This is a genomic window from Photobacterium proteolyticum (assembly GCF_001939735.1).
Taxonomy (GTDB): Bacteria; Pseudomonadota; Gammaproteobacteria; order Enterobacterales; family Vibrionaceae; genus Photobacterium; species Photobacterium proteolyticum.
Genome location: NZ_MJIL01000045.1, coordinates 26,207 through 52,162 on the forward strand (window position 1 = coordinate 26,207; position 25,956 = coordinate 52,162).

26 protein-coding genes are annotated in these 25,956 nt (G+C 55.2%); 12 read left to right on the top strand and 14 right to left on the bottom strand.

Going from position 1 to position 25,956, the window contains the following annotated elements:
• Window positions 1–27: 27 nt before the first annotated feature.
• Together BIT28_RS02895 and BIT28_RS02900 are read left to right on the top strand one after the other, a co-directional pair.
• Window positions 28–798: a class I SAM-dependent methyltransferase gene (locus tag BIT28_RS02895; RefSeq protein ID WP_075762139.1), complete on the top strand. Its 771-nt coding sequence runs from the start codon at window positions 28–30 to the stop codon at window positions 796–798.
• Between the two features lie 105 nt (window positions 799–903).
• Window positions 904–1,362: a hypothetical protein gene (locus BIT28_RS02900; protein WP_075762140.1), complete on the top strand. Its 459-nt coding sequence runs from the start codon at window positions 904–906 to the stop codon at window positions 1,360–1,362.
• Window positions 1,363–1,730: 368 nt separating this feature from the next.
• Here the strand turns inward: BIT28_RS02900 and BIT28_RS02905 are convergent, their stop codons facing one another.
• From BIT28_RS02905 to hemC, 4 genes are read right to left on the bottom strand one after another with little or no spacing between them, the layout of a single operon-like run.
• On the bottom strand, window positions 1,731–2,918 hold the full coding sequence (locus BIT28_RS02905) for a heme biosynthesis protein HemY (RefSeq protein ID WP_075762141.1): 1,188 nt from the start codon (window positions 2,916–2,918) through the stop codon (window positions 1,731–1,733).
• Entirely contained in the window at window positions 2,915–4,129 is a 1,215-nt protein-coding gene (locus BIT28_RS02910; RefSeq protein ID WP_075762142.1) for a uroporphyrinogen-III C-methyltransferase, read from the bottom strand. The genes BIT28_RS02905 and BIT28_RS02910 overlap by 4 nt, the downstream gene beginning before the upstream one ends.
• Window positions 4,130–4,133: 4 nt before the next feature.
• Window positions 4,134–4,895, bottom strand: coding sequence for a uroporphyrinogen-III synthase (locus BIT28_RS02915; RefSeq protein ID WP_075762143.1), 762 nt, complete (start codon window positions 4,893–4,895; stop codon window positions 4,134–4,136).
• Window positions 4,895–5,827 carry a hydroxymethylbilane synthase gene (hemC, locus tag BIT28_RS02920; RefSeq protein ID WP_075762144.1) on the bottom strand — a complete coding sequence of 311 codons (933 nt, stop codon included), beginning with the start codon at window positions 5,825–5,827 and terminating at the stop codon, window positions 4,895–4,897. Before hemC ends, BIT28_RS02915 begins: the two co-directional genes overlap by 1 nt.
• A gap of 412 nt (window positions 5,828–6,239) precedes the next feature.
• Between hemC and BIT28_RS02925 the strand changes: the two genes are divergently transcribed.
• Complete coding sequence (locus tag BIT28_RS02925; RefSeq protein WP_075762145.1) at window positions 6,240–8,804, top strand: class I adenylate cyclase; 2,565 nt, start codon at window positions 6,240–6,242, stop codon at window positions 8,802–8,804.
• Window positions 8,805–8,892: 88 nt separating this feature from the next.
• On the opposite strand, the gene cyaY is transcribed toward BIT28_RS02925, so the two are convergent.
• Window positions 8,893–9,207 (bottom strand): iron donor protein CyaY, encoded by a 315-nt coding sequence (cyaY, locus tag BIT28_RS02930; protein WP_075762146.1) that lies wholly within the window; start codon window positions 9,205–9,207, stop codon window positions 8,893–8,895.
• Window positions 9,208–9,285: 78 nt separating this feature from the next.
• On the opposite strand from cyaY, the gene lptM reads away from it, so the two are divergent.
• The 6 genes from lptM to yigB are packed head-to-tail and all read left to right on the top strand — an operon-like array spanning window position 9,286 to window position 13,899.
• Window positions 9,286–9,402 carry an LPS translocon maturation chaperone LptM gene (gene lptM / locus BIT28_RS02935; protein ID WP_075762147.1) on the top strand — a complete coding sequence of 39 codons (117 nt, stop codon included), beginning with the start codon at window positions 9,286–9,288 and terminating at the stop codon, window positions 9,400–9,402.
• A gap of 30 nt (window positions 9,403–9,432) precedes the next feature.
• Window positions 9,433–10,686, top strand: coding sequence for a diaminopimelate decarboxylase (gene lysA / locus BIT28_RS02940; RefSeq protein ID WP_075762148.1), 1,254 nt, complete (start codon window positions 9,433–9,435; stop codon window positions 10,684–10,686).
• Between the two features lie 14 nt (window positions 10,687–10,700).
• Entirely contained in the window at window positions 10,701–11,531 is an 831-nt protein-coding gene (gene dapF, locus BIT28_RS02945; RefSeq protein ID WP_075762149.1) for a diaminopimelate epimerase, read from the top strand.
• Window positions 11,528–12,229 carry a DUF484 family protein gene (locus BIT28_RS02950; RefSeq protein ID WP_075762150.1) on the top strand — a complete coding sequence of 234 codons (702 nt, stop codon included), beginning with the start codon at window positions 11,528–11,530 and terminating at the stop codon, window positions 12,227–12,229. Before dapF ends, BIT28_RS02950 begins: the two co-directional genes overlap by 4 nt.
• Window positions 12,226–13,140: a tyrosine recombinase XerC gene (gene xerC / locus BIT28_RS02955; protein WP_075762151.1), complete on the top strand. Its 915-nt coding sequence runs from the start codon at window positions 12,226–12,228 to the stop codon at window positions 13,138–13,140. The genes BIT28_RS02950 and xerC overlap by 4 nt, the downstream gene beginning before the upstream one ends.
• A 42-nt stretch (window positions 13,141–13,182) precedes the next feature.
• On the top strand, window positions 13,183–13,899 hold the full coding sequence (gene yigB / locus BIT28_RS02960) for a 5-amino-6-(5-phospho-D-ribitylamino)uracil phosphatase YigB (RefSeq protein ID WP_075762152.1): 717 nt from the start codon (window positions 13,183–13,185) through the stop codon (window positions 13,897–13,899).
• A gap of 89 nt (window positions 13,900–13,988) precedes the next feature.
• On the opposite strand, the gene BIT28_RS02965 is transcribed toward yigB, so the two are convergent.
• From BIT28_RS02965 to BIT28_RS02985, 5 genes are read right to left on the bottom strand one after another with little or no spacing between them, the layout of a single operon-like run.
• The gene (locus tag BIT28_RS02965; protein WP_075762153.1) at window positions 13,989–14,444 is read right to left on the bottom strand and encodes a DoxX family protein; all 456 of its coding nucleotides are present in this window, start codon (window positions 14,442–14,444) and stop codon (window positions 13,989–13,991) included.
• 2 nt (window positions 14,445–14,446) lie between these two features.
• A complete protein-coding gene (locus BIT28_RS02970; RefSeq protein ID WP_075762154.1) occupies window positions 14,447–15,232 on the bottom strand; it encodes an HvfC/BufC N-terminal domain-containing protein in 786 nt (261 codons plus the stop codon).
• Window positions 15,210–16,061, bottom strand: a complete 852-nt coding sequence (gene bufB / locus BIT28_RS02975) for an MNIO family bufferin maturase (RefSeq protein WP_075762208.1) — start codon at window positions 16,059–16,061, stop codon at window positions 15,210–15,212. Before bufB ends, BIT28_RS02970 begins: the two co-directional genes overlap by 23 nt.
• 9 nt (window positions 16,062–16,070) lie before the next feature.
• Window positions 16,071–16,334, bottom strand: coding sequence for a BufA1 family periplasmic bufferin-type metallophore (locus BIT28_RS02980; protein WP_075762155.1), 264 nt, complete (start codon window positions 16,332–16,334; stop codon window positions 16,071–16,073).
• 44 nt (window positions 16,335–16,378) lie between these two features.
• Window positions 16,379–16,645 carry a BufA1 family periplasmic bufferin-type metallophore gene (locus BIT28_RS02985; protein ID WP_075762156.1) on the bottom strand — a complete coding sequence of 89 codons (267 nt, stop codon included), beginning with the start codon at window positions 16,643–16,645 and terminating at the stop codon, window positions 16,379–16,381.
• Between the two features lie 337 nt (window positions 16,646–16,982).
• Between BIT28_RS02985 and uvrD the strand changes: the two genes are divergently transcribed.
• Window positions 16,983–19,154 (top strand): DNA helicase II, encoded by a 2,172-nt coding sequence (gene uvrD, locus BIT28_RS02990; RefSeq protein WP_075762157.1) that lies wholly within the window; start codon window positions 16,983–16,985, stop codon window positions 19,152–19,154.
• A 93-nt stretch (window positions 19,155–19,247) separates the two neighbouring features.
• Here the strand turns inward: uvrD and ggt are convergent, their stop codons facing one another.
• From ggt to rarD, 4 genes are all read right to left on the bottom strand, one after another.
• Window positions 19,248–21,014 (bottom strand): gamma-glutamyltransferase, encoded by a 1,767-nt coding sequence (gene ggt / locus BIT28_RS02995; RefSeq protein ID WP_075762158.1) that lies wholly within the window; start codon window positions 21,012–21,014, stop codon window positions 19,248–19,250.
• A 116-nt stretch (window positions 21,015–21,130) separates the two neighbouring features.
• Window positions 21,131–21,787 carry a LysE family translocator gene (locus BIT28_RS03000; protein ID WP_075762159.1) on the bottom strand — a complete coding sequence of 219 codons (657 nt, stop codon included), beginning with the start codon at window positions 21,785–21,787 and terminating at the stop codon, window positions 21,131–21,133.
• 82 nt (window positions 21,788–21,869) lie between these two features.
• Window positions 21,870–22,658 (bottom strand): AraC family transcriptional regulator, encoded by a 789-nt coding sequence (locus tag BIT28_RS03005; protein ID WP_075762160.1) that lies wholly within the window; start codon window positions 22,656–22,658, stop codon window positions 21,870–21,872.
• Between the two features lie 218 nt (window positions 22,659–22,876).
• On the bottom strand, window positions 22,877–23,788 hold the full coding sequence (rarD, locus tag BIT28_RS03010; protein ID WP_075762161.1) for an EamA family transporter RarD: 912 nt from the start codon (window positions 23,786–23,788) through the stop codon (window positions 22,877–22,879).
• Between the two features lie 92 nt (window positions 23,789–23,880).
• Here rarD and BIT28_RS29775 point away from each other — a divergent pair, with 92 nt between their 5' ends.
• Both BIT28_RS29775 and recQ read left to right on the top strand, forming a co-directional pair.
• On the top strand, window positions 23,881–24,054 hold the full coding sequence (locus BIT28_RS29775; RefSeq protein WP_217696612.1) for a hypothetical protein: 174 nt from the start codon (window positions 23,881–23,883) through the stop codon (window positions 24,052–24,054).
• 27 nt (window positions 24,055–24,081) lie between these two features.
• Window positions 24,082–25,926 (top strand): ATP-dependent DNA helicase RecQ, encoded by a 1,845-nt coding sequence (recQ, locus tag BIT28_RS03015; protein WP_075762162.1) that lies wholly within the window; start codon window positions 24,082–24,084, stop codon window positions 25,924–25,926.
• The last annotated feature ends 30 nt before the right edge of the window (window positions 25,927–25,956 follow it).

The following is a 25,956-nucleotide window of genomic DNA, read 5'->3' on the forward strand; positions in this document are numbered from 1 at the left end:
CTTATTGATTGATTACCGGAGAATTCTGTGCAACTCGCTTTAATCTGTGACACGCCTGACCGTCAGCATGAACTGGATGAATTGGCCCTGCGCTGGGGGCTGAGCCATGATGAAGACAGTACCTTTGCCCTGGTACTGACGAGCGAGAGGCTTGAGCTGCACAAACGTGACGAGCCAAAGCTGGGCGCTGTGTATGTCGATCTGGCGGGTGGGGCAGCGTCTCACCGGCGTAAGTTTGGTGGCGGCCGGGGCCAGGCCATCGCCAAGGCGGTTGGGTTGAAGGGCGGCGTGACGCCGACTGTGGTTGACGGTACGGCCGGGCTGGGTCGCGATGCCTTCGTTCTTGCTTCCCTGGGTTGCAAGGTGCAAATGGTCGAGCGTCACCCGGTGGTGGCAGCGCTGCTTGATGACGGTCTGCGCCGTGCACAGCAGGATCCCGACATTGGCGGCTGGATCAGTGAGCGGCTGACCTTGCTCCATGCCTCAAGCCATGATGCCCTGGAGAAGCTGACTGCGGATCCTGAGTTTGCCGCGCCGGATGTGGTCTACCTTGACCCTATGTATCCGCACAAGAAAAAGTCGGCGTTGGTGAAGAAAGAAATGCGAGTGTTCCAGACTCTGGTTGGTGCAGACAACGATGCAGACAGCTTGTTGGCACCGGCGATGGCACTGGCAACCAAACGGGTGGTGGTCAAGCGTCCTGACTACGCCGAATTCTTGGCCGGTCAAAAGCCGTCAACGGCGATAGAGACCAAGAAAAACCGGTTTGATGTCTACGTTTTGGCTGCCATGAAATAGAACTGAGCCGATCACTGCTATCACTTTCCTGACTGTTGCTTGCTGCTATGCGGTGATACCCTTAGAAAGAAGAATAATCATTGGCTTTGGCTGAAGGAGTGGTTAATGGCAAAGTCTTTATGTAAATATCGCCGAGTTGAAATTGTCGATCAGTTTGCCAACATCAGCAAAATAGTCAGTACGCCTAATTTTGTCTGCAGCAGCTGTGCACGCTCGGCCAGCAGCAAGGAGTACCTGTGCAAACCCAGCGCCCTTAAGAAAGCTGCGTTATTGGCTCCAGTTTCCAAAGTGGCTCCTGCTCCAAAAATGGCTTCTGAGACAGAAAGGCAGGGCACCAACGTCAGGCCGCTCCCGGCATTGCCTGCTGTGGCTCGCGCCCAGCTGGATGCGGTTGCCACCGTTGAGCAGGAGAGTGTGGCTTTGTTGCCGGCTGTGACCAAAAAACAGGTCAAGCGGCTGAAGAAGCTGGCTAAGAAGAAAAACAAGCGGTTGAAGAAAGCCGCCAAGGCGGTTAAGCGCTATGAGAAGGCGCTGCAGAAGACCAAAAAAGCGTTAAAGCTCTAGCCGCCTGTAATACCAATTGACAATGACACCATTAAAAAAGCCTCCGAGTACGGAGGCTTTTTTAATTTCCGGCCGATTATGATTCTTTGATCAAAACCGCTGTCATCAGGCAAGTGATCACAGAAACAACAATCCCAGAAACGATTAACCAAGGAAGCATATCCATAGTTAGTTATCCACCTGTTAGCGACTAGAGATGGCATTGAATAACTTTTACATAATGCTAGCAATAGGTCAGATATAAGATGAAATGCCTGTTAACACTTGGATACAAACTATCGCGAATAGACACATAAGGTGCTGAATTTAAGAATAAAAAAGCACCCAAATGGGTGCTTTTTGTCTCAAAATATCATATTGCTTAAATGTTAATTTTTGGCAGGTAGAGCCAGTGTCAGGGCCTGACGGGAAAGATCCGCGGCAGCCTTGCTGTCGTTCAGTTTTTCCATTACATCAACCAGGTAGCCGTAGTCAGCCATATTCGGTCGTAGCTCGATAGCCTTCTCGAAGTGCTGCTTGGCTTCCTCCCATTTTTCCTCGCGCATGTACAGCTGTCCCAGTGCACTGTAGGTGCTTGGGTTGCTGCTGTCATAGCGAAGCAGATCTGTCAGGCGGACAATGGCCGGGTGGTAGTCGGCCAGGTTCAGTGCCGGTACCAGCTCAATCAGATCTTCGTCGTTGTTTTTCTTCAGCGCGTCACGAAGCACGGTGTACGCCTCGCTGTCGGCACTGTGGCTGCTCATTAGCCTTACAAAGCAGGCAATAAGCTCTGGACGTTGCTTGGTTTTACGGTTGAGGCTGTTCCAGTGGCCCATCAGGCCCTCGCTGCCGCTTTGCTGGGTAATGTGGGTCATCAGCCCGCATTCGGCTTTGATTTGCAGCTCTGCGGCTTCCTCGGCGGTGATCACACCAAGTTTCTCAAGCTGAGGAAGCTGTGCCAGTAGCGGTTTCCAGTCTTCCAGTTTCAGGTAACAGTCTTTTAGCAGCGCCAGTAGTACCGGGTTACGGCTGTGCTCGTGCTGAATATCCTGCAAAGTCGCCACGGCCTGCTCGTACTGCTGCTGACGGAACTGCAGCTTGGCGCGAGTCAGGGCTACAGCCAGGTTTTGACCATCGATATCGGCAGCCAGCTTCAGGTACTCGTCACGCTGGTTGGCGTCGCCCTGGCTTTGTGCGGCTTCTGCGGCGGCCAGGTAGTTAAGCAGTGGCGCATCGCTGTGTTTGGCGGCTTTGACAACCAGCTTCTCGGCCTGTTTCCAGTCGCCTTCGATGACCTTCATCAAGCCTGTTGATGTCAGCTGACGAGCTTTACGTGCTTTGCGGCCAGACAGCCAGCCACGGGTCGAGCTGCCGACAGACAGGATACGCTTGAGAATGGTCTCCAGCAGGAAGAAAGAGCCGAACAGGATCACGACAATCAGGATCAAGGTGGTCAGGCTCATTTCCAGGGTCTGGTTGGCAACGGAAATCAGCACATAGCCCTGATTGCCCGCCAGCATCGGGCCGGCAACAATACCGGCAATCAGCGCAGCAACCAGCAATAATAGTTTGATCATGCTGGGTTCTCCTCTGTGCTAAGTGGTTTCACTTGCTGGCGCAGGCGCTCGCTGATGGCATTGGTGATCAGAGGCTGTGACTTCAGCGTGCTTGGGTAGCTCGCTTCAATATTTTCCTGAGCAAGTTTATCCAGGGTGCTGATGAAGCTTTGCGCGGCAGGATCTTCCATGTCGTAGAACTGCTCGGCCCACTCTTTGGCCATCATCAGTGACTTGGTGTATAGCTCGCCCTGCTCGCGGTAAACCGACTTGATCGCGGTTTCCAGCTTCGACTTGATGTTTTCCTGCAGGTAGAAGTCCTGCTTAGGCGAAAGTAGCGGGATAACGCTGCCGTCGCGGGTACGGTAGGTAACAAAGTGTTCGCTGAAGTTTTTCAGGGATGTCTTCAGGTTTTCTTTCCAGTCGTCAACAGAAGTTGACACTGTGCCCGACTCGGTCGCTGTCGCTTCCGGCACGATGGCATTGGCCAGCGGCAGTGTTGCAACGGCTTCCTGCAGGCTGGTCAGACGAAGCACCAGGCCGTCGCGGTCAACACGGGCAACGGCTTTCAGTGCGGTGATGTCACTGTGCATGGCTTCGCGGATCGGCGTCATGCTTGGATCGTTCAGCTCGGCAATACGGTGATCGGCAGATTCAAGCAGGATGGTGGCACTGGCCGTGTCATGCTCCAGCCATAGTTTGCGTCCGGCCATTTTGACCAGGTAATCCGCTTCGGCCAGCAGCCAGTCGTTTGGACGGCGTCCTTTCATTTCCGACAGCGCCATTTGCAGGCCGGTAATTGATTTGCCCTGCTGCGAGATAGAGACACCGGTACGTTGCAGGCTCTTCTCTACTTGGTTGAGGGTTTCTTGTTTGGTGGCGGCAATGCTGTTGGTCAGGTTGCTTTTTACGCCTGCCAGCTGTTGCTGAAGTTCAGCCATTTTGGCGTTCTGGGCCAGGGTTTGCTGGTGACCGTGGTAGTACAGGCCGGCACCCAGTGCGATGACGAGGGCAATGGCGATAGCCCCCATTTTACTGCCGCTTTGCTTTTCGGCTGGCTGAGGAGCAGGCGCTGGCTGGCTGGCTTCCGCCTTGGCTGCTGTTTCCTTCGGTGCAGAGGTTTCAGGTGCCTGGGCTTTGGCACTTGATTGACCTTGCTTGTCCGTTGTTTTTGACACTGCCGATTGTTTGTTATCTGCAGAGGTTTCGTTATTGGTTTTTTTGTCAGTCATCCGATTATCCCATCGTGCCTATCTTGCTTAGGGTCGTGAAAAGGCAGTTGTTGGCCGCACTCCCCACGGTGGAAATTGTACAAAAACCAAGCGTTGTAGCCTGGTCCGCGATTCGTTGGCTTGGTACGAAAAGGTGGCGCTGAAGAAACCAAGCCTTGTTGTCATCAGGAATTAAACTACTTAGGTATGCCAGCTGCTCGCCACTGGTGACAACCAGTGCCGACACCTGCCTCGACTGCCATGTCCGGCACAGCTGCTCGCCATCGAGTGGGTTCCAGCTGCGCAGGTAGGTCTCGCAGTAGCTGACCTCGGCCTTGCGCTGTTGCAAGGTTTGGTAGATCAATTCACGACCGCCGTTGCCGCGTAAAATCAGTATCCGGCGGTTTTGTATCCGAGCTTGAGCCAGTGCCGGTAATTCCAGTAATCCTTCACTGTCACAGCGCGACTGAGGTGATTGCACGTCGCTGCCTGTGCACTCGGAGAGTGCTGCGGCAGTTTTGTGCCCAACGGCCATATAATGCACGTTTTTTGGCCAGCTGGCACCTTGTGTTGTTAAGTAATTGTGCGCCAGGTTCACTGCATGAACACTGACAGCAATCAGAAAATCGCCTGATTGCAGCTGATTTAGCTGGGAAATCAACGTAGGAAGTTGTTTTCCCGGCTGAATATCGAGCAATGGTTGGGCAATAGCACTGATCCCCGCTGCATTGAGCTGCTGCGCAAGCTGGTGGCATTCTGGGGCCGGGCGGGTGATCAGTATGGTCATCAGGCGTTGCCGTATAGCTTATCCAGGATGTCCTTGGCACCGTCGTCGAGCAGCTGCTCTGCCAGCTGGGTGCCCAGAGCTTCGGCATCAGCGGCCGGTCCGCTGATCTCGCCGCTAACAATCTTGCTGCCGTCAGGTTCGCCAACCAGGGCGCGTAGCCAGATTTGATCGCCTTTGAGTTCCGAGTAGCTACCGATAGGGACCTGGCAGCCACCCTGCAGGCGGTTGTTCATTGCACGCTCGCAGAGTACGCGGGTCGCGGTTTCCTGGTGGTTCAGGGCATCAAGTAGCTTCCGGACGCGGGTGTCATCCAGACGGCATTCGATGCCGACAGCTCCCTGGCCGACCGCTGGCAGGCTGGTCTCTGGTGCGATGGCATCACGGATGCGGTCATCCATTTTTAGTCGCATCAGACCGGCACAGGCGAGGATAATGGCATCGTATTCGCCGTCATCAAGCTTGCGCAGACGGGTATTGACGTTGCCGCGCAGGTCTTTGACAACCAGATCAGGGCGCTGGGCGCGAAGCTGGCATTGACGGCGCAGGCTCGAGGTGCCGACTACGGCACCGGCCGGAAGTTCGTCAATCGTATTGAACGTGTTGGAGACAAAGGCATCACGCGGGTCTTCGCGTTCGCAAATAGTGACCAGCCCTAAGCCTTCGGGGAACTCGACAGGGACATCTTTCATCGAGTGTACGGCGATGTCGGCGCGGTCTTCGAGCATGGCCACTTCGAGTTCTTTTACGAATAGACCCTTACCACCGACCTTGGCGAGCGGGGTATCCAGAATGATGTCGCCTTTGGTAACCATTGGTACCAGCTCGACAATCAGGCCTGGATGAGCCTGCTCCAGTGCATCTTTTACAAATTCTGCTTGCCACATTGCCAGCGGGCTTTTGCGGGTGGCAATGCGGATCGGTTTATCGGTCATAGAATAGGGTCCATTAAATCGCTTGCATTTATACACGGTAATCGTATCACTACTGCGCCATGATGGTAATTCACTTGTTGCCCTCAGTGCGGTGAAGCAGTATTGTCTTGATATGTGTTGTAATTAATGTGATATTTCTCACATAACCTTTAAGTGGAAAATTCATTACAATACCGCTGCTGGCGGATTATTGAGTTTGTACTAGCTTGAGGGAATCGGGACAAGGATGGGCTGTATCGCCAATTTGCCAAAAAGCGAGCCATTCATAAGCTGTCATAAATCGTCACTATCTTTACGGTTAAAGTAAAAACTGTTACATTGATCACGTTTTTGCTCGCGTGTAGGACACTATCTACACTAATAATGACAAGATTTGGGCCGCTCTCTAGCTGGTAGCTCTTGGAAGAGTAATTTGCATAATTATATCGAGACGCTTAAAAGTAGACTGGATAAGCACAACCAGCTAAGGCTGGAGCGTGCCCGCGCAGCCATGAATGCGCAGTCCGAGCAGGTATTCAACCTGCTGACCGTGTTACTCCACTACAATCACCCGGCGGTACCCGGCTACCTTGATCAGGCTGTGCCTGTGGGCATTGCCGCGTTTGACGTTTCCGAACAGCAGCAACAGCTGATCGACGATTGTGCGTTAACCAGCCAGTCGACCATCACTCCTCCTCAGCTACCTAACGATGAATACCCGATCCTTGGCCTGTATGCCATGGGCAGTACCTCTTCGCTGGGTCAGAGTCTGACCAGTGATCTCGATATCTGGGTCTGTATTCGTACCGATATGGCGGCGGACGATCGCAAGGCGCTTGAGAGCAAGTGTTCGCTGATCTCCGACTGGGCGATGGCACAGGGCGTCGAGGCCAACTTTTTCCTGATTGACGAAAATCGTTTCCGCGATAATTTTTCCGAGCAGATGACCGGTGATAACTGCGGCTCGAGCCAGCACCTGCTGCTGCTTGACGAGTTTTACCGCTCGGCGGTCCAGCTTGCCGGCCAGCGCCTGATGTGGTTCATGGTGCCGCCGGAAATGGAAGAGTGTTACGACGAATATATCGATTACCTTGATTCGAATGGGTATATCCGTCGTGAAGAGTGGATTGATTTCGGTGGCCTGACCCGAATTCCGGCCGAGGAATACTTTGGCTCCAGCCTGTGGCAGCTCTACAAGAGTATCGATTCACCGTATAAATCAGTGCTGAAAGCGATTTTGCTCGAGGCATACTCATGGGAATACCCGCACACCCAGCTGCTCAGTGTCGACGGCAAGCGCCGCTTCTTTTCGGAAGATCGCACCGAGTACTGTATGGATGCGTATTACCTGATGCTTGAGAAGGTGACGCTTTACCTGGAGCGTATTGACGATCACCGCCGCTTGGACTTGGTCCGTCGCTGCTTCTACCTCAAGACACATGAGAAGCTGACCCGTGAGCCGGCCTCCGGCTCGGTGGCGTGGCGTCGTAAGGTCCTGGACAAGCTGACGTCTGACTGGCAGTGGCCACAAGAGGTGCTGCTTGAGCTGGACAACCGCCGTGACTGGAAGGTAGAGCAGGTCAAGCGGGCGCACAATGAGCTGCTCGATGCCCTGATGCTTAGCTACCGTAACCTGATCCGCTTTGCCCGTCGTAATAACATCACTTCGGCAATTAGCCCGGAAGACATCAGTATTCTGGCGCGTAAGCTGTACGCCGCGTTTGAGGTTCTGCCGGGCAAGGTCACTTTGCTCAACCCGCAGATCTCCCCTGACTTGCATGAGCCGAACCTGAGCCTGATCCAGGTGCCGGCCGGACGAACCAATGCCGCAGGTTGGTATCTGTACAAGCATTCGCTCGATCCGTATGCCATTTTGGGCCAGCCGTCGCTGGAACATAACCGTTACCTGAGTAAGCTGGTTGCCTGGGCATACTTTAACGGCCTGCTGACCGAATCGACCTGTCTGCACAATGTGGTACGCGATGCAGCGATGGATATCGACAAGCTCTACCAGCTGGTCAGCGATATCCGCAATACGTTCCCGATCCGCCGTCCGCAGCCGGGCCTGCAGGCGCTGTCGAGCCCGTGCGAAATTCGCCAGCTCGGGTTGTTTGTCAACTTGGAAAATGATCCGACGACCGAGCTGAAAAACCGTTCGGTCCGTTTTGACTTTAAAAATACCGACATCTTTAGCTATGGCCCCGAGCAGACTTGCTTGGTGGGCAGTGTGGATCTGGTCTACCGTAATTCGTGGAACGAGGTGCGTACCCTGAACTTCAGCGGTGAAAATGCCATGCTGGATGCGCTTAAGACGGTACTGGGCAAGATGCACCAGGATGCAATCCCGCCGGAGTCGGTTGATGTGTTCTGCTATAGCAAGCACATGCGCGGCCTGATCCGCAACCTGGTCTATCAGCTGGTAGCCGAGTGTATCGAAATGCGCCTCAAGCCGGTTGAGCAGGAGAAACGCCGTCGCTTCAAGGCGATTCGCATTGGCGAACAGACCCATGGCCTGTTTTTCGAGCGCCGTGGGGTGTCAGTCCAGAAGCTGGAAAACTCGGTTGATTTCTATAGCTGTATTTCGACCAACAAGCTGTTTGGCTCGGCCAATCTGGTGATGGGTAAGGCTGATGAGCCGCACCCGCCGGAAATTGTCGATGCCTATGCCAGCGAAGGCCTGATCCAGTTTTTCTTCGAAGACTGCGATGCCGGCTACAATATCTATATTCTCGACGAGTCGAACCGGGTGGAAGTCTACCGCCAGTGCAGCGGTGACAAAGATGAGATGGTCCATGGGGTAAACCGCTTCTACACCTCGGCCCAGGATCGCTTCAGTTATAGCGCCAACTTCATCAATTTTAACCTGCCGCAGTTTTACGACATCGTGCACAACGATGGCGGTGAGCCGCAGGTGATCCCGTTCAAGAGTGGCCAGCAAATCCCGCGACCCGCGGCGGCTGGAGCCGCCCCCAACATGATGTCGCTGTCGACACGGTAGTTGGGTTTTGGGGCCGAATAACAAAAAGCGAGAGTCTGTCGGCTCTCGCTTTTTCGTTTCGGGCTGTTTGCCTAGTCGTCGTGCCGGCCTATGACCAGTCCACTGGCTCTTCGGCATGTAGCGAGCATTCCTGCTTCACCAGCGAAATCAGCTCGGCCCCGCTGCGGGTACAGTGCCACAGGCCGTCTTTGTATTTGAAGTGGTAACCACCTGATTTTGAAGCCAGCCAGATTTCGTGCAACGGCTCCTGGCGGTTAATGACGATTTGGCTGCGGTTCTCGAATTCCAGTGTCAGTACGTTGCCGGTCGTCTCATATTCAATGTCTGCACCGGATTCGTCGATGCCTTCCTCGATGCTCATAAGAACCTCATCGGCTAACTTATGAAATTCTGTATCATTCATCCCATTGCGTCCTATTGCTTTTCCTAGTGTTGGTGCGATTATAGAGGGCAATGAAATGATAATCACTGGCTTTGAAAAATGCGTAAAGGTTTATTGGCAATTTTAGTACTGGGTGTATTGGCACTTAATGGCTGTGGTCAGAGCGGGCCGCTATATATGCCGGACGACTCCGAGCAGCAGCAACAACAGCAGTAACGACAGCGATCAGACAGGGAAGAGACAACTTTGGATTATTTTAACTACCAGCAAGACGGCCAGCTTTGGGCCGAAGACATTGTACTTACCGACCTCGCTGAGCGTTACGGTACCCCTTTGTATGTGTACTCCAGGGCAACACTGGAGCGACACTGGAATGCGTTTGATCAGGCGGTGGCCAACCACCCGCACCTGATTTGTTATGCCGTGAAGGCCAACTCCAATATCGGGGTACTCAATGTGCTAGCCCGGCTGGGTTCCGGGTTCGATATTGTCTCGCAGGGCGAGCTGGAGCGGGTTATCGCCGCCGGTGGCGATCCGGCCAAGGTTGTTTTCTCCGGTGTCGGCAAGACGGCCGCGGAGATGAAGCGGGCGCTGGAGCTGGGTATTAAATGCTTCAATGTTGAATCCGAGCCTGAGCTTGAGCGCCTGAATGAGGTGGCAGGCGAGCTGGGCAAAGTGGCGCCGGTGTCCTTGCGGATCAACCCGGATGTTGATGCCAAGACCCACCCGTATATCTCGACCGGCCTGCGTGACAATAAATTTGGTATTGTGTTTGACCGTGCGCCGGAGGTTTACCGTCTGGCACAGAGCCTGCCAAACCTGAAAGTGACCGGTATGGACTGTCATATCGGCTCCCAGCTGACGGATATTGAACCGTTTATCGATGCCACCGACCGCCTGCTGGCCCTGATTGATACCCTCAAGGCTGAAGGCATTGAAATCGAGCACCTCGATGTCGGCGGTGGACTGGGCGTGACATACAGTGACGAGCAGCCACCACAGCCTTCTGACTATGCCACCGAGCTGCTGGCTCGCCTCAAGGACCACCCCGAGCTGGAACTGGTTTTTGAACCGGGCCGTGCAATTGCCGCTAATGCCGGTGTGATGTTGACCCGAATTGAGTATCTCAAGCACACCGAGCACAAAAATTTTGCTATTGTCGACGCGGCAATGAACGATCTGATCCGTCCGACCCTCTATCAGGCATGGCAGGACATTGTGCCGGTATGCCCGCGCGAGGGTGAGAAGCAGACCTATGACTTTGTCGGACCTATCTGTGAGACCGGCGATTTCATCGGCAAGGAGCGAACCTTGTGCCTCGAACCGGGCGATCTGCTGGCGGTACGTTCGGCAGGAGCCTATGGGTTTGTGATGGCGTCAAACTATAATACCCGTACACGCGCTGCCGAAATCATGGTTGACGGTCAAGATGCCTATGTGGTCCGCGAGCGTGAAACGCTGGAGCAATTGTGGCAGTCTGAGCACCTGTTGCCAGAATAACAAGAAGGGACATCATGCAGATCAATTTTTCAAAAATGCATGGCTTAGGCAATGATTTCATGGTGGTGGATTGCGTGACGCAGAATGCGTTCTTCTCGCCTGACGCCATCAAGCGGCTGGCCGATCGCCATCGGGGGATCGGTTTTGACCAGTTGCTGGTGGTAGAACCGCCCTATGATCCGGAGACAGATTTTCACTACCGGATCTTCAATGCCGACGGTAGCGAGGTTGAGCAGTGTGGCAACGGTGCCCGCTGTTTTGCCCGTTTTGTCTGGATGAAAGGGCTCACCAACAAATACCATATTTCCGTCAGCACCAAGGGCGGGAAAATGATCCTGAAGCTGGAAAATGACAACCAGGTGACGGTCAATATGGGGGCGCCGGAGTTCGAGCCGGGCAAGATCCCGTTTCGTGCCAAGCAAAGTGAAAAAACCTATATTTTGCGAGCCGGTGATAACACGGTATTCTGTGGCGCGGTAAGCATGGGGAATCCGCATTGCGTGACTGTGGTGGACGATGTCGATACGGCTGACGTCGAGACGATGGGTCCGTTGCTGGAATCCCACGAGCGGTTTCCTGAGCGGGTCAACGCGGGCTTTATGCAGATAGTGAACCGTCGCGAAATCAAGCTGCGGGTCTACGAGCGTGGAGCCGGTGAAACCCAGGCTTGTGGCAGTGGTGCCTGTGCCGCTGTCGCGATTGGTCAGCAGCAGGGGCTGCTGGATGAAAATGTAAAAGTGAGCCTTCCGGGCGGCGATTTGCATATTCGCTGGGCCGGAGAAGGCAAGCCATTGTATATGACTGGCCCTGTAGCACATGTCTTTGATGGACAAATAGTATTATGACAGATGTATCCCAACTGGGTGAGCTGCCCGTAGTGGCAGACACCCCGTTGTCCGATCAGGATGTGGCTGAGTTTCTGCTCGACAACCCTGATTTTTTTATCCGCCAGTCGGAATTACTGACCCAGCTGCGCGTGGCCCACAGTGAGCGTGGTGCGGTGTCGCTGGTGGAAATTCAGCTCGACAGGCTACGAGGCCGGGTGCGTGAACTTGAGGGGGAAATTAATACCCTGGTAACCGCCGCCGGTAAGAACAGCGAGCTGTTTGAAATCTTTGCCCGCGCCCAGCAGCAGTTGTTTCAGACCCACAATATCTATCAGGCGCTGGTGATCCTTGAAGAGCTCAGCAGCCAGCTGCAGCTGGACTTCAGCCTGAAGCTGTTCGATAGCTTTGATGATAACCTCTATTTACCGCGTAAGGCTTTTGAGGGCTTTCGTGTTGCCCATTTGTCGCATCGGCCGGTTTACATGGGACGGTTGCGCAGGCAAGAGAGCGAGCTGCTCTTTAGCCATCCGCCGCACCTAGGCTCCTATGTGGTGCTGCCGCTGGGGATCGAGCATCCTATCGGGGTGTTGAGCTTTGCCAGTGCCGATGGCGGTCATTTCCAGCCTGCGATGGATACCTTGTTTGTCGAGCAGTTGGCCCTGGTGCTGACTCGCCTGATCCATCACTGGGAATATACCCGCGAGGTAATTGATTGAGTCAGTTGCCTTCCGGGCTGGACAAGCCCCTGCAGCGTTTTTACGAGTACCTGCGTAGCGAACGTGAGCTCAGTCTGCACACTCAGCAGAACTACAAGCGTCAGCTGACAACGCTGGCCGAGCAGCTGGTTGAGCTGGAGGTCACGGACTGGCGCGTGGTCGATGCCGGCTGGGTACGCCAGTTGGCAAGCAAGGGGATGCGTGACGGCCTGAAGGCCAGCAGCTTGTCGATGCGCCTGTCGGCGCTGCGCAGCTTTTTTGATTATCTGGTACGCCAGGGCGTGTTGAAGGCCAACCCCGCCAAGGGGGTGTCTGCGCCACGCAAAGCCAGGCCGCTGCCCAAGAATCTCGATGTTGACGAGATGGATCAGCTACTTAGCGTTGATGAGGATGATCCGCTGTCAATTCGGGATCGGGCGATGATGGAACTGATGTACGGAGCCGGACTGCGTCTGTCGGAGCTGGTAAACCTGGATGTGCGCGATATTAGCCTGAGCAAGGGTGATATCCGGGTGATCGGTAAAGGGGATAAGGAGCGAATTGTGCCTTTTGCCGGGTTGGCTCGCGACTGGGTTGGCCATTGGCTCAAGGTCCGCGGACAGCTGGCGGCCAGCGGTGAACCTGGTTTGTTTGTCTCCAAGCTGGGGCAGCGGATTTCCAACCGCAACGTCCAGAAACGGATGGCGGAATGGGGCCAGAAACAGGCCGTATCCAGCCATATTAATCCGCACAAGCTACGCCATAGCTTTGCCACCCATATGCTCGAGTCGAGCGGGGACTTACGGGCGGTGCAGGAGCTACTCGGCCATGCCAACCTGTCGACCACCCAAATTTATACCCACCTCGATTTTCAGCACCTGGCACAGGTGTATGATGAAGCACATCCGAGGGCAAAACGAAACAAACGCTAGTGCGTCTTGCCACCTATTCTGCTGATGTAACCGAGGGCTGATATGCAGTTTTATCGCAACCTCCAGTCGCCTAAGGCGCTGACTTTTGATTTGGATGATACCCTGTACGATAACCGCCCGGTGATCCGGCGGGCCGAGCAGGCGATGCATGACTGGCTGGCTGAGTACCATCCGTGCAGCCACAGTATGGCCAGGGAAGACTGGCTGCGGCTGAAAATGCGTTTGGCGGAGCAGACGCCTTATTTGCGCCATGATGTAAGCCTTTGGCGCTATGAGGTGCTTAAAGTCGGACTGATGCAGCTTGGTTATTCACAGGAGAAGGCCGAGCTGGCCGCCCGGGAAGGACTGGAGCGGGTACTGGTTGTCCGCAATCAGGTTGATGTCCCGGAGGAAACCCATCGGGTACTGGCCGTGCTGGGTCAGACGCTGCCCTTGCTGGCTATTACCAACGGCAATGTTGATGCGGACAAGATAGGTCTCGGCCAGTATTTTTCTCGGGTGCTGGTGGCAGGCCGGGACGGCTTGGCGAAACCCGAGCCGGATATGTTTGCCCAGGCTGCTGCGTTATTGGGCACGGCGGCACAGGACATTCTCCATGTCGGCGATCATCTGGTCACGGATGTCGGCGGCGCGAAACGAAATGGCTTTCAGGCTTGTTGGTATAACGACCAGCAGCGTCAGCTGCATCGTGAACCCAAAGCAAAATGGCTGCCGGATGTCGAAATCTGTCGCCTGTCACAGTTGCTTGACTTGGTGTAGTGCTGGCTGGGAAGAACAAAAAGGCGATCTCGGTGATCGCCTTTTTTGATCCGATTGGAACCGATAAATCTATCGCGGCTCTAGCCGTGCTATTCCAGCAGGCTCTGCTTTGGCTCGTTGCTGATCAGCCTGTCGACCGAGATTAGTCCCGCGCCCCAGAACACATTCACCAGCATCATCATGCCCCATAGCTGGTGGTCGAAAAAGCCTTTCTCCCACAGCAACGGGTAGGACACCACGGCAATGATGTTGAAGACGAACAGTACCAGTGCCATCGGACGGGTGAATAACCCCAGTGCCAGAAAGACCGGCAGGATCAGTTCGGCGGCCGTTCCCATATAGGCGGCGAGCTGCCATGGCAGCAAGGGCACCTGATACTCATACTCGAAGAGGTAGAGGGTGCTGTCCCAGCTGGAGTATTTGACCATGCCGGATTTGAAGAATACCCAGGCCACCCAGAGTCGGGTGAATAGCAGCAGCAACGGGATCAGAGGCTCCGTAATACGCTGTGCCAGGCCGTCGATTTGTTTGATAAAAATCAGCATGCTCACTCTCCCTCTGGCAAACCATGAATGTCGGTAAAAATGTGTCGCTGGACGAGCTCGCCGAGCATCGCCAGCATTTCGTCGGAGGCGTCGCCAAGGCGGCCTTGCTGCTGGCTGAGCCGGATAAGCCCGGTGGCACCCGGCGTAGTATTTAGTACCATCATCTGATCCGGGCGTCGCTGGATCACCGCAGATTCCGGCTGGCTAAGATCAATCTCTTCAACGGCGTTGTCGGTGATCATCTGCCAGATGGTAGCGACCGGGTAGTCGGAGTCGATACAAAATGTTGGTTCGGGTACCTCAAGCTGCAGCTGGGGCAAATTGGCCTCGGTCAGTTGTCCCAGCTTGGCAAACGGGAACTGGCTGTCGGTGGCCGGCGCATGGGCGGCGCGATCGAGGTGCCATTCCAGGCTGGCTAGATCCGTCAGGTACGGCACGGCTTCTGTCAGTGCCGGTTGGCTGTTGATGGTCTCACATAACCCGTGGCCGTAATGGCTGACATCGCCTTGCTGCAGCGGGTGAGTCAGAACATGCTGGCGCGCAAGCTGGCTAAAGCACTCGTCACCGACCACGGCTTTGACGCAGGGATAGACCACCTCAAGGATTTCCGACAGGCTGATAATAAAGTTGTTGCGGTAAATCTGGATCAGCTGCTCGGCCGGAAACTGGCCATCGGCAATGTTTGTTGCCACGGTGCTGGGCTGGTAGTGCAGGGCTGCCGCAAAGTCTTGCTGCAGTTGGTGCAGCTTGCCGTCTTTGTCCCGGTCAGGGGGTAAGGATTTGTCCATCTTGCGCCTCCTGCATGATAATGTTGCGTGCCTTGTCGGCTTCCCCGAGCAGGACAGAGAGTGGCGGAATATCCAAATCCCACTCAATCAGGGTCGGTGTCCTGCCGTGCTGCTGTACCCAACGGCGATAGAGTTGCCATACCGGTTCGCTGACGGGTTTGCTATGGGTATCAATCCAGATCTCGCCGTCTTCGAACTGTTTGACGGTAAAGCCGGCCAGGTGGATCTCTTTGACCGCCGAGGCATCCAGCGCAGCAATGTACTGATCACAGTCAAAGCCATGGTTGAAGGCGCTGACGTAGATATTGTTCAGGTCGAGCAGCAGGCCACAACCGGTGCGTTGTTGTACCTGATGAAGAAACTCCCATTCCGGAATCGCCGAGCTGGCAAAGCTCAGGTAGCTGGACGGGTTCTCGATCAGCATCTGGCGACCGAGATAGTCCTGCACCTGTTCGACCTTGTGACAAAAGTGCTCAAGCGCTTCCTCGGTATAGGGCAGTGGCAGCAGATCATTGAAAAACTGCCCGTCGACAGAGCTCCAGCTGAGATGATCCGAGACGGCAATCGGGTCGATTTCATCAACTAGCTGTTTGAGCTGGCTCAGGTGCTGGCGATCCAGGGGATCGGCCGAACCGAGGGACAAGCCGATACCGTGGCAGCTAATCGGATAGTGCTCGGCAATCTGCCGTAGCTGCTGTCGGGCGGTAGAGGTTGTGGTGAAGTAGTTCTCACTGTGGATCTCCAGCCAGCCGATATCCGGTTTCTGCTCCAGAACCTGGGTGATGTGGGGGGAGCGTAACCCCACCCCAACCACTTGGCGCTGTGTCAGGCCGCCCACTTATTTTGCCTCTGGCGAGCTGCCGGCCAGGCGGCTACACAGGCCTTTTGGCACCATGATAAAGGCATCTTTCTGGCCGTCGACCTTGGAGGTGCCGGCACATGAACTGGTTTTGGTGGCGCAGTCGTTTTTACCGGCTTTGGCAACGCCGTAGCATTTCTCTTTGGCTTCAGCGGCAACAGCGGTCGAGGCAGTCATCGCGGTACCGGCCAGGGCAAGCAGGCCGGAAACAGCAGTGGCAAGGGCTACGTTGGTTTTCTTCATAATCATTCCTTAGATTGAACTAACAGTACAAGGTGTCGGGGTCATTAAGACGATGAAGTAGAGCCACCGGCCAGGCGGTCACACAAACCTTTTGGTACCATGATGAAAGCATCTTTCTGGTTGTCCGTTTTGGACGTACCGGCACATGAGCTGGTCTTGGTTGCGCAGTCGTTCTTACCGGCCTTGGCTACGCCGTAGCATTTCTCTTTGGCTTCGGCTGCCACCGCGGTTGAGGTGGTCATTGCGGTACCTGCAAGCGCAATAAGACCGGTAACGGCTGATGCTAGAGCGATATTGGTTGTCTTTTTCATAATCATTCCTCTTTAATTTGCTGACTGTTGCTGCATGGAGCAACGTTTCCTTTTGTTATTGTTGGCGCTTCTTATTGCGCTCTCGGAACATAAGAAAGGGCGAACCGGTTTTTTATTTCACTCTTTCTTAACTTTTTTTTCTGGTGCGTAACATCCCGCCATTTCCAAGCATAGAACAAATAATAAAAGGCAAGCGTTTGAAACTGGTGACTTATCAAACGGCTGTGTCGTCGGAAAGCCGGTTTGTCTGAATCTCCGGGGAGGGCGAAGATATCGAGGCATTCTTGAATTGAGCTGGTATAATCCCCAGCATTGTATAAATAACCAGTAGGTAACGATGGACGCTTCACTCCTGTTAGATGGCCTTAATGACAAGCAAAGAGAGGCGGTGGCTGCGCCGCTAGGTAATCACCTGGTCCTGGCGGGTGCGGGCAGCGGCAAGACCCGCGTACTGGTCCATCGTATCGCCTGGTTGATGCAGATTGAGCAGGCCTCGCCGTATTCAATCATGTCGGTGACCTTTACCAACAAGGCGGCGGCCGAGATGCGCGGCCGGATCAACGAGCTGATGCAGGGCTCGTCGGCCGGTATGTGGAACGGCACCTTCCACGGCCTGTGCCATCGCATGCTGCGTGCCCACTATCTGGATGCACGCCTGCCCGATGACTTCAACATTCTGGACTCCGACGATCAGATGCGTCTGCTCCGCCGTCTGATCAAGGCGCAGAACCTGGACGAGAAACATTGGCCGGCGCGCCAGGCGGCCTGGTATATCAATGGCAAGAAGGACGAGGGGCTGCGACCTGCCAACATCGATACCTTCAATGATCCCGTCGAGCAAACCTGGCTGAGGGTGTATACCGCCTATCAGGAAGCCTGTGATCGTGCCGGGCTGGTGGATTTTGCCGAACTGCTGCTGCGTGCCTTTGAGCTGATCCGCGACAACAAGCACATTCGCGAGCATTATCAGGCGCGCTTCAAACATATTCTGGTCGACGAGTTCCAGGATACCAACAACATCCAGTTTGCCTGGCTGCGCCTGATGGCCGGCCCGGACTGTAACGTGATGATTGTCGGCGATGATGACCAGTCGATTTACGGCTGGCGTGGTGCCCAGGTAGAAAATATCCAGCGCTTCCTGCGGGATTTCACCAATGCCTCGTCGATCTTCCTTGAGCAGAATTACCGCTCGACTGGCAATATCCTGAATGCGGCCAACGAACTGATTGCCAACAACAACGAGCGAATGGGCAAGAACCTGTGGACCGAAGGGGCCGAGGGCGAGCCAATCTCGCTGTATTCGGCCTTTAACGAGCTGGACGAGGCGCGTTTTGCAGTCGGCAAGATCAAGGAATGGCGCGATCAGGGCGGTACCCTGAACGAGACTGCCTTCCTGTATCGTAGTAATGCCCAGTCGCGGGTACTGGAAGAGGCGCTTATTCAGGCAGGACTGCCATACCGCATTTACGGCGGAATGCGCTTCTTCGAGCGTCAGGAAATCAAAGATTCGCTGGCCTACCTACGCCTGATGTCGAACCGCAATGACGATGCTTCTTTCGAGCGGGTGGTCAATACTCCGACCCGTGGCCTGGGTGACCGGACACTGGAAACTATTCGTATGGCGGCGCGCGATCGCGGTGCGACGATGTGGCAGGCCAGTGTCGCCCTGCTGGAAGAGCAGGTGCTGGCAGGCCGTGCGGCCAATTCGCTGCGCCGTTTCATTGAGCTGATCAATGCCCTTGAGGATGATACCCGTGATCTGCCGCTGTTCCAGCAAACCGACGAGGTGATCCGTAATTCGGGACTGCGGGCGATGTACGAGCAGGAAAAGGGCGAGAAGGCGCAGGCACGAATCGAAAACCTCGAAGAGCTGGTGACCGCCACCCGTCAGTTTGAGGTGCCGGAAGAAGCGGAAGAGATGACCCCGCTGGCAGCCTTCCTGTCGCATGCGGCGCTGGAAGCCGGTGAAGGGCAGGCCGATGATTTCGAGGATGCAGTGCAGCTGATGACGATGCACAGCGCCAAGGGGCTGGAGTTTCCTGTCGTCTTTATGGTCGGTGTCGAAGAGGGGATGTTCCCGAGTTCGCGGACGACCGAGGAGGTGGGACGCCTGGAGGAGGAGCGCCGTCTGTGTTACGTGGGGATGACCCGTGCAATGCAGAAGCTGTATATCACCTATGCGGAAATGCGTCGCCTGTACGGCAAGGACAATTTCCATAAACCGTCACGCTTTATTCGTGAGATCCCGACTGAATACGTCGAGGAAGTCCGGATGAAGGCGCAGGTCTCGCGGCCAGCGAGCAGCGGTCGTTTCAGCCAGACCCAGGTGAGTGACAACTTCAACCAGACGGGCTTCAGCCTCGGTCAGCGGGTGCAGCATCCGAAGTTTGGTGAAGGGACGATTATCAATTTTGAAGGTAGCGGTGCACAGAGCCGGGTCCAGGTCGCGTTCAATGGCGAAGGGATTAAGTGGCTGGTAACCCAGTACGCCAAGCTGGAGCCGATGTAATAGTCCACTGCTGACAGGCCGTTAAAGACAAAGCCCGCCATGCTGATGCATTGGCGGGCTTTTGTTTTTGAGGCTAGGTTAATGTTCAGTAGTTTACTGGGCGATAACCTTGCCTTCCCGGCGTGGATCGGCAGCACCGGAAAGCTGCTTGCCGTCAATCCGAATAGCCTGTACTCCCGAGTTGAGATCTTTGATTTTTATCTCGAACCCGAGTTGCTCAAGCTTGGGGGCCCATTGTTCTGCCGTGGTCCCTTTTTCCAGCTCGAAGGCACCGAAGCGGTTATTCATGTTGGGCAGGTTGATGGCCTGTTGTAGATCCAGTCCCCAGTCGAGATGGCCCACAAGGGTTTTGGCGACATAGCCGATAATTTGGCTGCCGCCCGGCGAGCCGACGGCCAGATACGGCTGCTCGTCCTTCATCACGATGGTTGGGGCCATTGACGAGCGCGGGCGTTTGCCCGGCTCAATCCGGTTGGCAATCGGGTTACCGCCGATATGGCTGCGGAAGGAAAAGTCGGTCAGTTCGTTGTTGAGCAGAAAGCCACGCACCATCAAGCGTGAGCCGAAACCGTTTTCGATGGTGGTGGTGATTGAAACAACATTGCGATCACGGTCGACAATCGAAAAGTGGCTGGTGGAAGGCAGTTCTAGCGACTCGTCCATGGCGTAGCGCATCGCATGGGACCAGACCGGCAGGCCCGGTTCGGCTGTGGCAAGGGCTTTGTCGCCTTTTAGCAGCGCAGCACGTTGCTTGAGATAGCCGGGATCGAGCAGGCCATCTGTCGGCATGGGGACATAGTCACTGTCGGCCATGTAGCGGCCGCGATCGGCAAAGGCCAGGCGGGAGGCATCACCCAGCAGGCGCCAGCTGTTGACGTCATTCGGGCCCATTTTGTCGATCGGGTATTGGTTCAGCATCCCCATGATCTGGCCGAGGGTCAGGGCGCCGGAGCTTGGTGGCCCCATGCCGCAAATCTCAAACTGGCGGTACGGTGCACAGATCGGCTCTCGTTCCTTGACCTGATAGGTGGCCAGATCCATCACGCTGAGTACGCCGGGGTTCCCCTCTGCATTGCGGACGGTTTTGACAATGTCCTTGGCAATGTCGCCATGGTAGAACGCGCTGGCGCCACGCTCGGCAATTTGCGTGAGGGTGTCGGCATAGGCCGGGTTGGTCAGACGCTGTCCGGCCCGGATAGGGCTTTCGTCGTCATTGAAGAAATAGGCTTTGGTGGCCTGCCAGCGCTGGAGATTTTTCTGATCTTTGGCGACCAGTGCCGCGAGGCGCGGGCTGACCGTAAAGCCTTCGGTGGCGAGTTTTATTGCCGGGGCAAACAGATCGCTCCAGGGCAGTTTGCCGTGACGCTGGTGGGTATACCACATCAGCTTGACCGTTCCCGGGGTTCCGACTGAGCGGCCGCCGACCACGGCATCGTAGAAGGCCAGCGGCTTACCGTTTTCATCTTGAAACAGGCGCGGCGTCACCGCAAAAGGGGCAGTTTCACGACCGTCGAAGGTGGTAAGGGCTTCTTTTTCTGCATCCCAGAACACCATGAATGCTCCGCCGCCGATGCCGGAGGACTGCGGCTCGGTCAGCCCGAGAACCAGCTGGGTGGCCACCATGGCATCAATCGCATTGCCTTCCTGGCGAAGCATTGCTGCGCCCGCTTCGCTGGCATAGGGGTTGGCGCTGGCGACCATCCAGTCTTTGCCGCTTACTTGCTGCTGTTGGCTGATCCCGGTAGCAGCCTCGGGGGCAACCTGATCGGCCGTTTGCTTGCTGGTATCCTTGCTCAGGGCGGCAGGGGCAAGCAAGCAGGCTGCCAGTGCCACAGCCAGGCGGGACGTATTCCACTCCATGGTTCATTCCTCTTTCGCATACGGGGTGCTTCGATAGCGTAAGAGCAGAATCCGTAGCTGTCTAATTGTTGAGCAGGTTTTGTGCTCGTAATCAACAATTTATTACAGGTTTCCCATCAGGCCGGCAGGACCAGGCGGAGCAGGATCATACTGCCGATACTGACAAACAGCAGGCCGCAGAGTCCGTCAATGTAAGGTGTCCACTGTTGGATTTTTTGCTGCAGCCGCTGTCCGGTTAGCAGCCAGGCCAGCGTGGCAAACCATAGGAAGGAGGTTACCCACAATAGGCTGATGGCAGTGGCTTTTCCTGCCACGGACATATCTGCCGGCACCAGGGTCGATAGCAGGCTCAGGAAGAATACCAGTGCCTTGGGATTGAGGATGTTGGTGGTAAACCCCTTGGCCAGCGCCTGTTTGCGGTTACCTATCAACTGCTGGGCAGGGCTTGGAGAGGCATGAGATTCGCTTTTGCGCCAGAGTAACTCCAGTGCGCTCTTGGTAGCGCCGATGCCCAGCCAGAGCAGGTAGCCGCCGCCTGCGGCCTGTAGCATGGCAAACAGGGCGGGCTGCTCGCGGATCAGCAGGCTGGCACCGGTAATGCTCAGAATGGAGTGAAGCAGGATCCCCAGCGATAGGCCGAGTGCAATGGTGACACCGGTCTGGCGTCCGTAGCGCCCTGCGTTTTGGACGACGAGGGCAAAATCTGGCCCCGGGCTTAGCAGGGCAATAACATGGACGGTAAGCAGGGTGACAAATGGGGTAAGTTCGTGCATTTCATTTTATCCGGTGGTGGTATAACACGGGTTAGCATGCCTGGGTGAGCGTGGGAGCGCTTGTAAAAAATTGACAGGCTGGCTAGATTTCCGAGGGCGCGACGCCAAAGGCTTGTTTGAAGGTCCGGGTGAAATGGGCCTGATCATAAAAACCGACATAATAGGCGACATCGGTACTGCAGTAGCCTGCTTTGAGCAGGGCCATGGCATGCTCCAGCCGCAGGCGGGCCAGCCAGGCATAGGGCGTCATGCCGGTGGCTTTTTTAAATTGGCGCAGCAGCTGGGAAGGGCTCAGATCACACAGCCTGGCCAGGTCGTCGAGGCTAATTTTCTGATCCAGGTTAGCCATCAGGTAGTCCCGGAGCTGGTGGAGATCTTTGCTACCCAGTGCTACCACTGGTTGGGGACGGAGCTGGCTGTATCGGCCGAGTAGCTGCGAGAAGTACTCGATCGGCATGCAGTCCTTGGCGAGCTGGGGAAAGTGTGGATTGCCCAGCTGGGCGTGTAGCTGGCTAAGCTGAAAAAAGAGCTGGCTGTCGGTCACGTTGTGCTGCGGAAAGTGCACCTGGCAGTTGCCCGACAGTTCGCTGGCCTGGTGGTCGAGCCATTCCGGGGAAATGCTGAACACTTTGACTTTGTAGCCTTGCTGCTGGGGTTGGCCGTCATGAATTTCATCCGGCGGCATGATCACCAGCTGACCGGCACCAGCCTGATGACGAGCACCGTTGAAATAGTATTGCTGCTGCCCATCGGTGATCAGCCCCAGATGGTAATCAAGATGGTAGTGGCGCTTGAAGGCAAAGCTTTGGTAATGCGCATCAATCAGGTTGATGTCATCAATGCCGGATTTTCGGTGGTTGACTTTGTTCATCCTGATCCTTCTAACCGCCGGCAGGCTGAGAGTGCATGGTGCCGTCTAATACGGGGCTGTTTAATATAGAGCCGTTAAATATAGCGCCGTTAAATATGATGCAGGTAAATTGGGCGCCGTCAAAAAATATGGCTATCAGTAGAACATAAATGACAGATGGCGGCTTGTAAAAAACTGACAAGCCGCCAGTTACCCTTTGTGGCAGGTAGTGAGCCGGACTAGCTTGCCTGAATCCGTTTTTTGGCCCGGCGATGGCCCTTGATGCCATCGAAGCTAAACAGCACCAGTGCTCCCCAGATGAAGGCGAAGGTATAGCCTTTGTCGGCGGTAAAGCTTTCGCCGTAGACCGTAATGGCCAGCAGGAACATCAGGCTTGGGCCGATATACTGGAAAAATCCCAGTGTAGACAGTTTCAGTTTGGTGGCAGCTCCGGTAAAGCACAGCAGCGGAAGCGTGGTAACAATCCCGGCGGCCATCAGCAGCAAGTTGGTCGTGGCTGGATTTGCCGCCCAGTCAGCCGTTGGGCTGTCAGCGATCAGCAATACGTAGATGGTAGCCAGTGGCAGCAGAATACAGGTTTCCATGAACAGGCCGGTTTGGGCATCCAGATTGACTTTTTTCCGCAGCAGCCCGTAGAGACCAAAGCTGCACGCCAGGGCCAGGGCAATCACCGGCAGGGAGCCGAACTGGATCAGCTGTACGGCAACCCCGCAGGCCGCCAGCGCGACGGCGAGCCATTGCAGCGGGCGTAGCCGCTCTCCCAGAAAGAACATTCCCAGAAGGACATTGAGCAACGGGTTGATGTAATAGCCCAGGCTGGCATCAAGCATATAGTTGTTGTTCACGGCCCAGATGAAAATCAGCCAGTTGCCACCAACCAGCAGGGCAGTGGCCGTCAATACCAGTAGTGTTTTGGGCTGGCGAAGCACAGCCCTGACCTTGCTCCAGCGCTTGCCGATGAAGATCAGCGCTGCCAGAAAAAAGAATGACCAGATCACCCGGTGGCTGAGAATCTCCAGCGGACTGACATGCTGGAGAGACTTAAAGTAAATTGGTGCAATGCCCCACATGGTGTAGGCGCCAAGGGCGAGCATGACCCCTCGCTGGGTATCTTTAGCTTGCTGGTCCATCTTATCCTTAGGTTTATTTTATAAAATTCAGAGAAAATAATGACATTTTCTAAAAAGGTATGCGGGAGCAGTATAAATCGTGTTCAGGTTGGATGTCATCCAGAACTTTTGATGATTTTGTTAGCACCGGACATGATAAGAAAATCCTGCCCGAAGGCTGGTGGGGATTTGCGAGAAGTTTTCCAGGAAACAACATTTTGCCGGCTTGGCTGGGGGAAGCTGCTGTAAGTGTCGTTCACATCGGCGATCTGATTGGTATAGAATAGCCAGCTCGTCAACTACAGAGTCGATTTATGTCATCTTGCAGCGCCGCCGTTTGTCAGCCAGCTTCTCTCGCGACCAGCGAACAGATCTTACAGGATGTGTTCGGCTATCAGGCCTTTCGTGTTGGCCAGCAAGAGGTGATTGAGGCGATAGCGGAAGGCCGCGACAGCCTGGTGATCATGCCAACCGGTGGCGGTAAGTCGCTCTGTTATCAAATACCGGCCCTGATGCGTGACGGGCTGACACTGGTGATCTCTCCGCTGATCTCGCTGATGAAGGATCAGGTTGACCAGCTCAAGGCTAACGGAGTGGCGGCCGACTACCTCAACTCGACCATGTCCCGCGAGGCTATGCAGGATACCTACCGCGCGATGCAGAGCGGCGAGGTTAAGCTGGTGTATGTTTCGCCGGAGCGGGTACTGACCCGTGATTTTCTCGAGCGTCTTTATGACATGCCACTGAGCCTGGTTGCCGTTGATGAAGCGCACTGTATTTCTCAGTGGGGGCATGACTTCCGCCCTGAATATGCGTCTCTGGGCACGCTGAAACAGCACTTTGACCAGCTGCCAATTATGGCCCTGACCGCAACGGCGGATGAAACGACCCGCAATGATATTGTCTCCCGGCTCGGTCTGGTTGAGCCGCATGTTTACCTGGGTAGTTTTGACCGCCCGAATATCCGCTATACCCTGCAGGAGAAGTACAAACCGATGTCGCAGCTGACCCGCTACCTGGGCGGCGTTCGCGGGCAGTGCGGGATTGTATATTGCAATAGCCGTAAACGGGTGGAGCAAATTACCGAAAAGTTGTGTGATAACGGGCTCCGGGCGGCGGCATATCATGCCGGTCTGGAGCATGCCGAGCGAGTGAGGGTGCAAGAGGACTTTCAGCGGGACGATATTCATATCGTCGTCGCCACCGTGGCGTTCGGAATGGGCATCAACAAGCCCAATGTCCGTTTTGTGGTGCATTACGATATCCCCCGTAATATCGAGTCCTATTATCAGGAAACCGGGCGGGCCGGCCGTGATGGTCTGCCGGCAGAAGCGGTGATGTTCTATGATCCGTCGGATTTGGCCTGGCTGCGCCGTTGTCTGGATGAAAAAGAGGAAGGGCCTCAGAAGCAGGTGGAAAGCCACAAGCTCAATGCAATGGGGGCGTTTGCTGAGGCGCAGACCTGTCGCCGCCAGGTATTGCTCAACTATTTTGGTGAATATCGGGAAGAGTCGTGCGGTAACTGTGATATCTGCCTCGACCCGCCCAAGCGCTTTGCGGCGGTTGAAGCGGCTCAGAAAGCCCTGTCCTGCGTTTATCGGGTCAACCAGAGCTTTGGTATCAACCATGTGGTGGATGTGATGCGTGGTATGCAGAACCAGCGTATCCGCGAGCACGGCCACGATAAGCTGAGCACCTATGGTATTGGCCGCGAGCATAGCCACGAGTTTTGGGTGAGTATTTTGCGCCAGCTGGTTCACCGGGGCTTTCTTACCCAGAGTATTGTCCGTAGCTCAACGTTGCAGCTGACCGAAAAGGCACGAGCGGTACTGCGCGCCGAAGTGGAGCTGGAGCTGGCGGTACCGCGATTGGATATTGCGACCCGCAGTGCGAAAAATGACAAGCTGGCCAACCGTCATTATGACAAAAAGCTGTTTGCCAAATTACGCAAGTTGCGCAAGGCCATTGCCGACGAGGAAGACTTGCCGCCGTATGTGGTGTTTAACGATGCCAGCCTGATGGAAATGGCGGAGATGCTGCCGACCTCGGCGGGTGAAATGCTGGCGGTGAACGGTGTCGGCCACCGTAAGCTGGAAAAGTACGGCAATGTATTTTTGAACGTGATCGAAGATCACCTGATGGCGGGTACCGGCGAGTAGTAGATAAAAAAATACCGGACATTCCGAGTC

Bases quoted from the DNA above. Each gene is read 5' to 3' on its own strand.
- BIT28_RS02900 (WP_075762140.1), top strand. From the start codon at position 904: ATGGCAAAGTCTTTATGTAAATATCGCCGAGTTGAAATTGTCGATCAG.
- BIT28_RS02905 (WP_075762141.1), bottom strand. From the start codon at position 2,918: ATGATCAAACTATTATTGCTGGTTGCTGCGCTGATTGCCGGTATTGTT.
- BIT28_RS02910 (WP_075762142.1), bottom strand. From the start codon at position 4,129: ATGACTGACAAAAAAACCAATAACGAAACCTCTGCAGATAACAAACAA.
- BIT28_RS02915 (WP_075762143.1), bottom strand. From the start codon at position 4,895: ATGACCATACTGATCACCCGCCCGGCCCCAGAATGCCACCAGCTTGCG.
- hemC (WP_075762144.1), bottom strand. From the start codon at position 5,827: ATGACCGATAAACCGATCCGCATTGCCACCCGCAAAAGCCCGCTGGCA.
- cyaY (WP_075762146.1), bottom strand. From the start codon at position 9,207: ATGAATGATACAGAATTTCATAAGTTAGCCGATGAGGTTCTTATGAGC.
- lptM (WP_075762147.1), top strand. From the start codon at position 9,286: ATGCGTAAAGGTTTATTGGCAATTTTAGTACTGGGTGTATTGGCACTT.
- dapF (WP_075762149.1), top strand. From the start codon at position 10,701: ATGCAGATCAATTTTTCAAAAATGCATGGCTTAGGCAATGATTTCATG.
- BIT28_RS02950 (WP_075762150.1), top strand. From the start codon at position 11,528: ATGACAGATGTATCCCAACTGGGTGAGCTGCCCGTAGTGGCAGACACC.
- yigB (WP_075762152.1), top strand. From the start codon at position 13,183: ATGCAGTTTTATCGCAACCTCCAGTCGCCTAAGGCGCTGACTTTTGAT.
- BIT28_RS02965 (WP_075762153.1), bottom strand. From the start codon at position 14,444: ATGCTGATTTTTATCAAACAAATCGACGGCCTGGCACAGCGTATTACG.
- BIT28_RS02970 (WP_075762154.1), bottom strand. From the start codon at position 15,232: ATGGACAAATCCTTACCCCCTGACCGGGACAAAGACGGCAAGCTGCAC.
- BIT28_RS02980 (WP_075762155.1), bottom strand. From the start codon at position 16,334: ATGAAGAAAACCAACGTAGCCCTTGCCACTGCTGTTTCCGGCCTGCTT.
- BIT28_RS02985 (WP_075762156.1), bottom strand. From the start codon at position 16,645: ATGAAAAAGACAACCAATATCGCTCTAGCATCAGCCGTTACCGGTCTT.
- uvrD (WP_075762157.1), top strand. From the start codon at position 16,983: ATGGACGCTTCACTCCTGTTAGATGGCCTTAATGACAAGCAAAGAGAG.
- ggt (WP_075762158.1), bottom strand. From the start codon at position 21,014: ATGGAGTGGAATACGTCCCGCCTGGCTGTGGCACTGGCAGCCTGCTTG.
- BIT28_RS03000 (WP_075762159.1), bottom strand. From the start codon at position 21,787: ATGCACGAACTTACCCCATTTGTCACCCTGCTTACCGTCCATGTTATT.
- BIT28_RS03005 (WP_075762160.1), bottom strand. From the start codon at position 22,658: ATGAACAAAGTCAACCACCGAAAATCCGGCATTGATGACATCAACCTG.
- rarD (WP_075762161.1), bottom strand. From the start codon at position 23,788: ATGGACCAGCAAGCTAAAGATACCCAGCGAGGGGTCATGCTCGCCCTT.
- BIT28_RS29775 (WP_217696612.1), top strand. From the start codon at position 23,881: ATGTCATCCAGAACTTTTGATGATTTTGTTAGCACCGGACATGATAAG.
- recQ (WP_075762162.1), top strand. From the start codon at position 24,082: ATGTCATCTTGCAGCGCCGCCGTTTGTCAGCCAGCTTCTCTCGCGACC.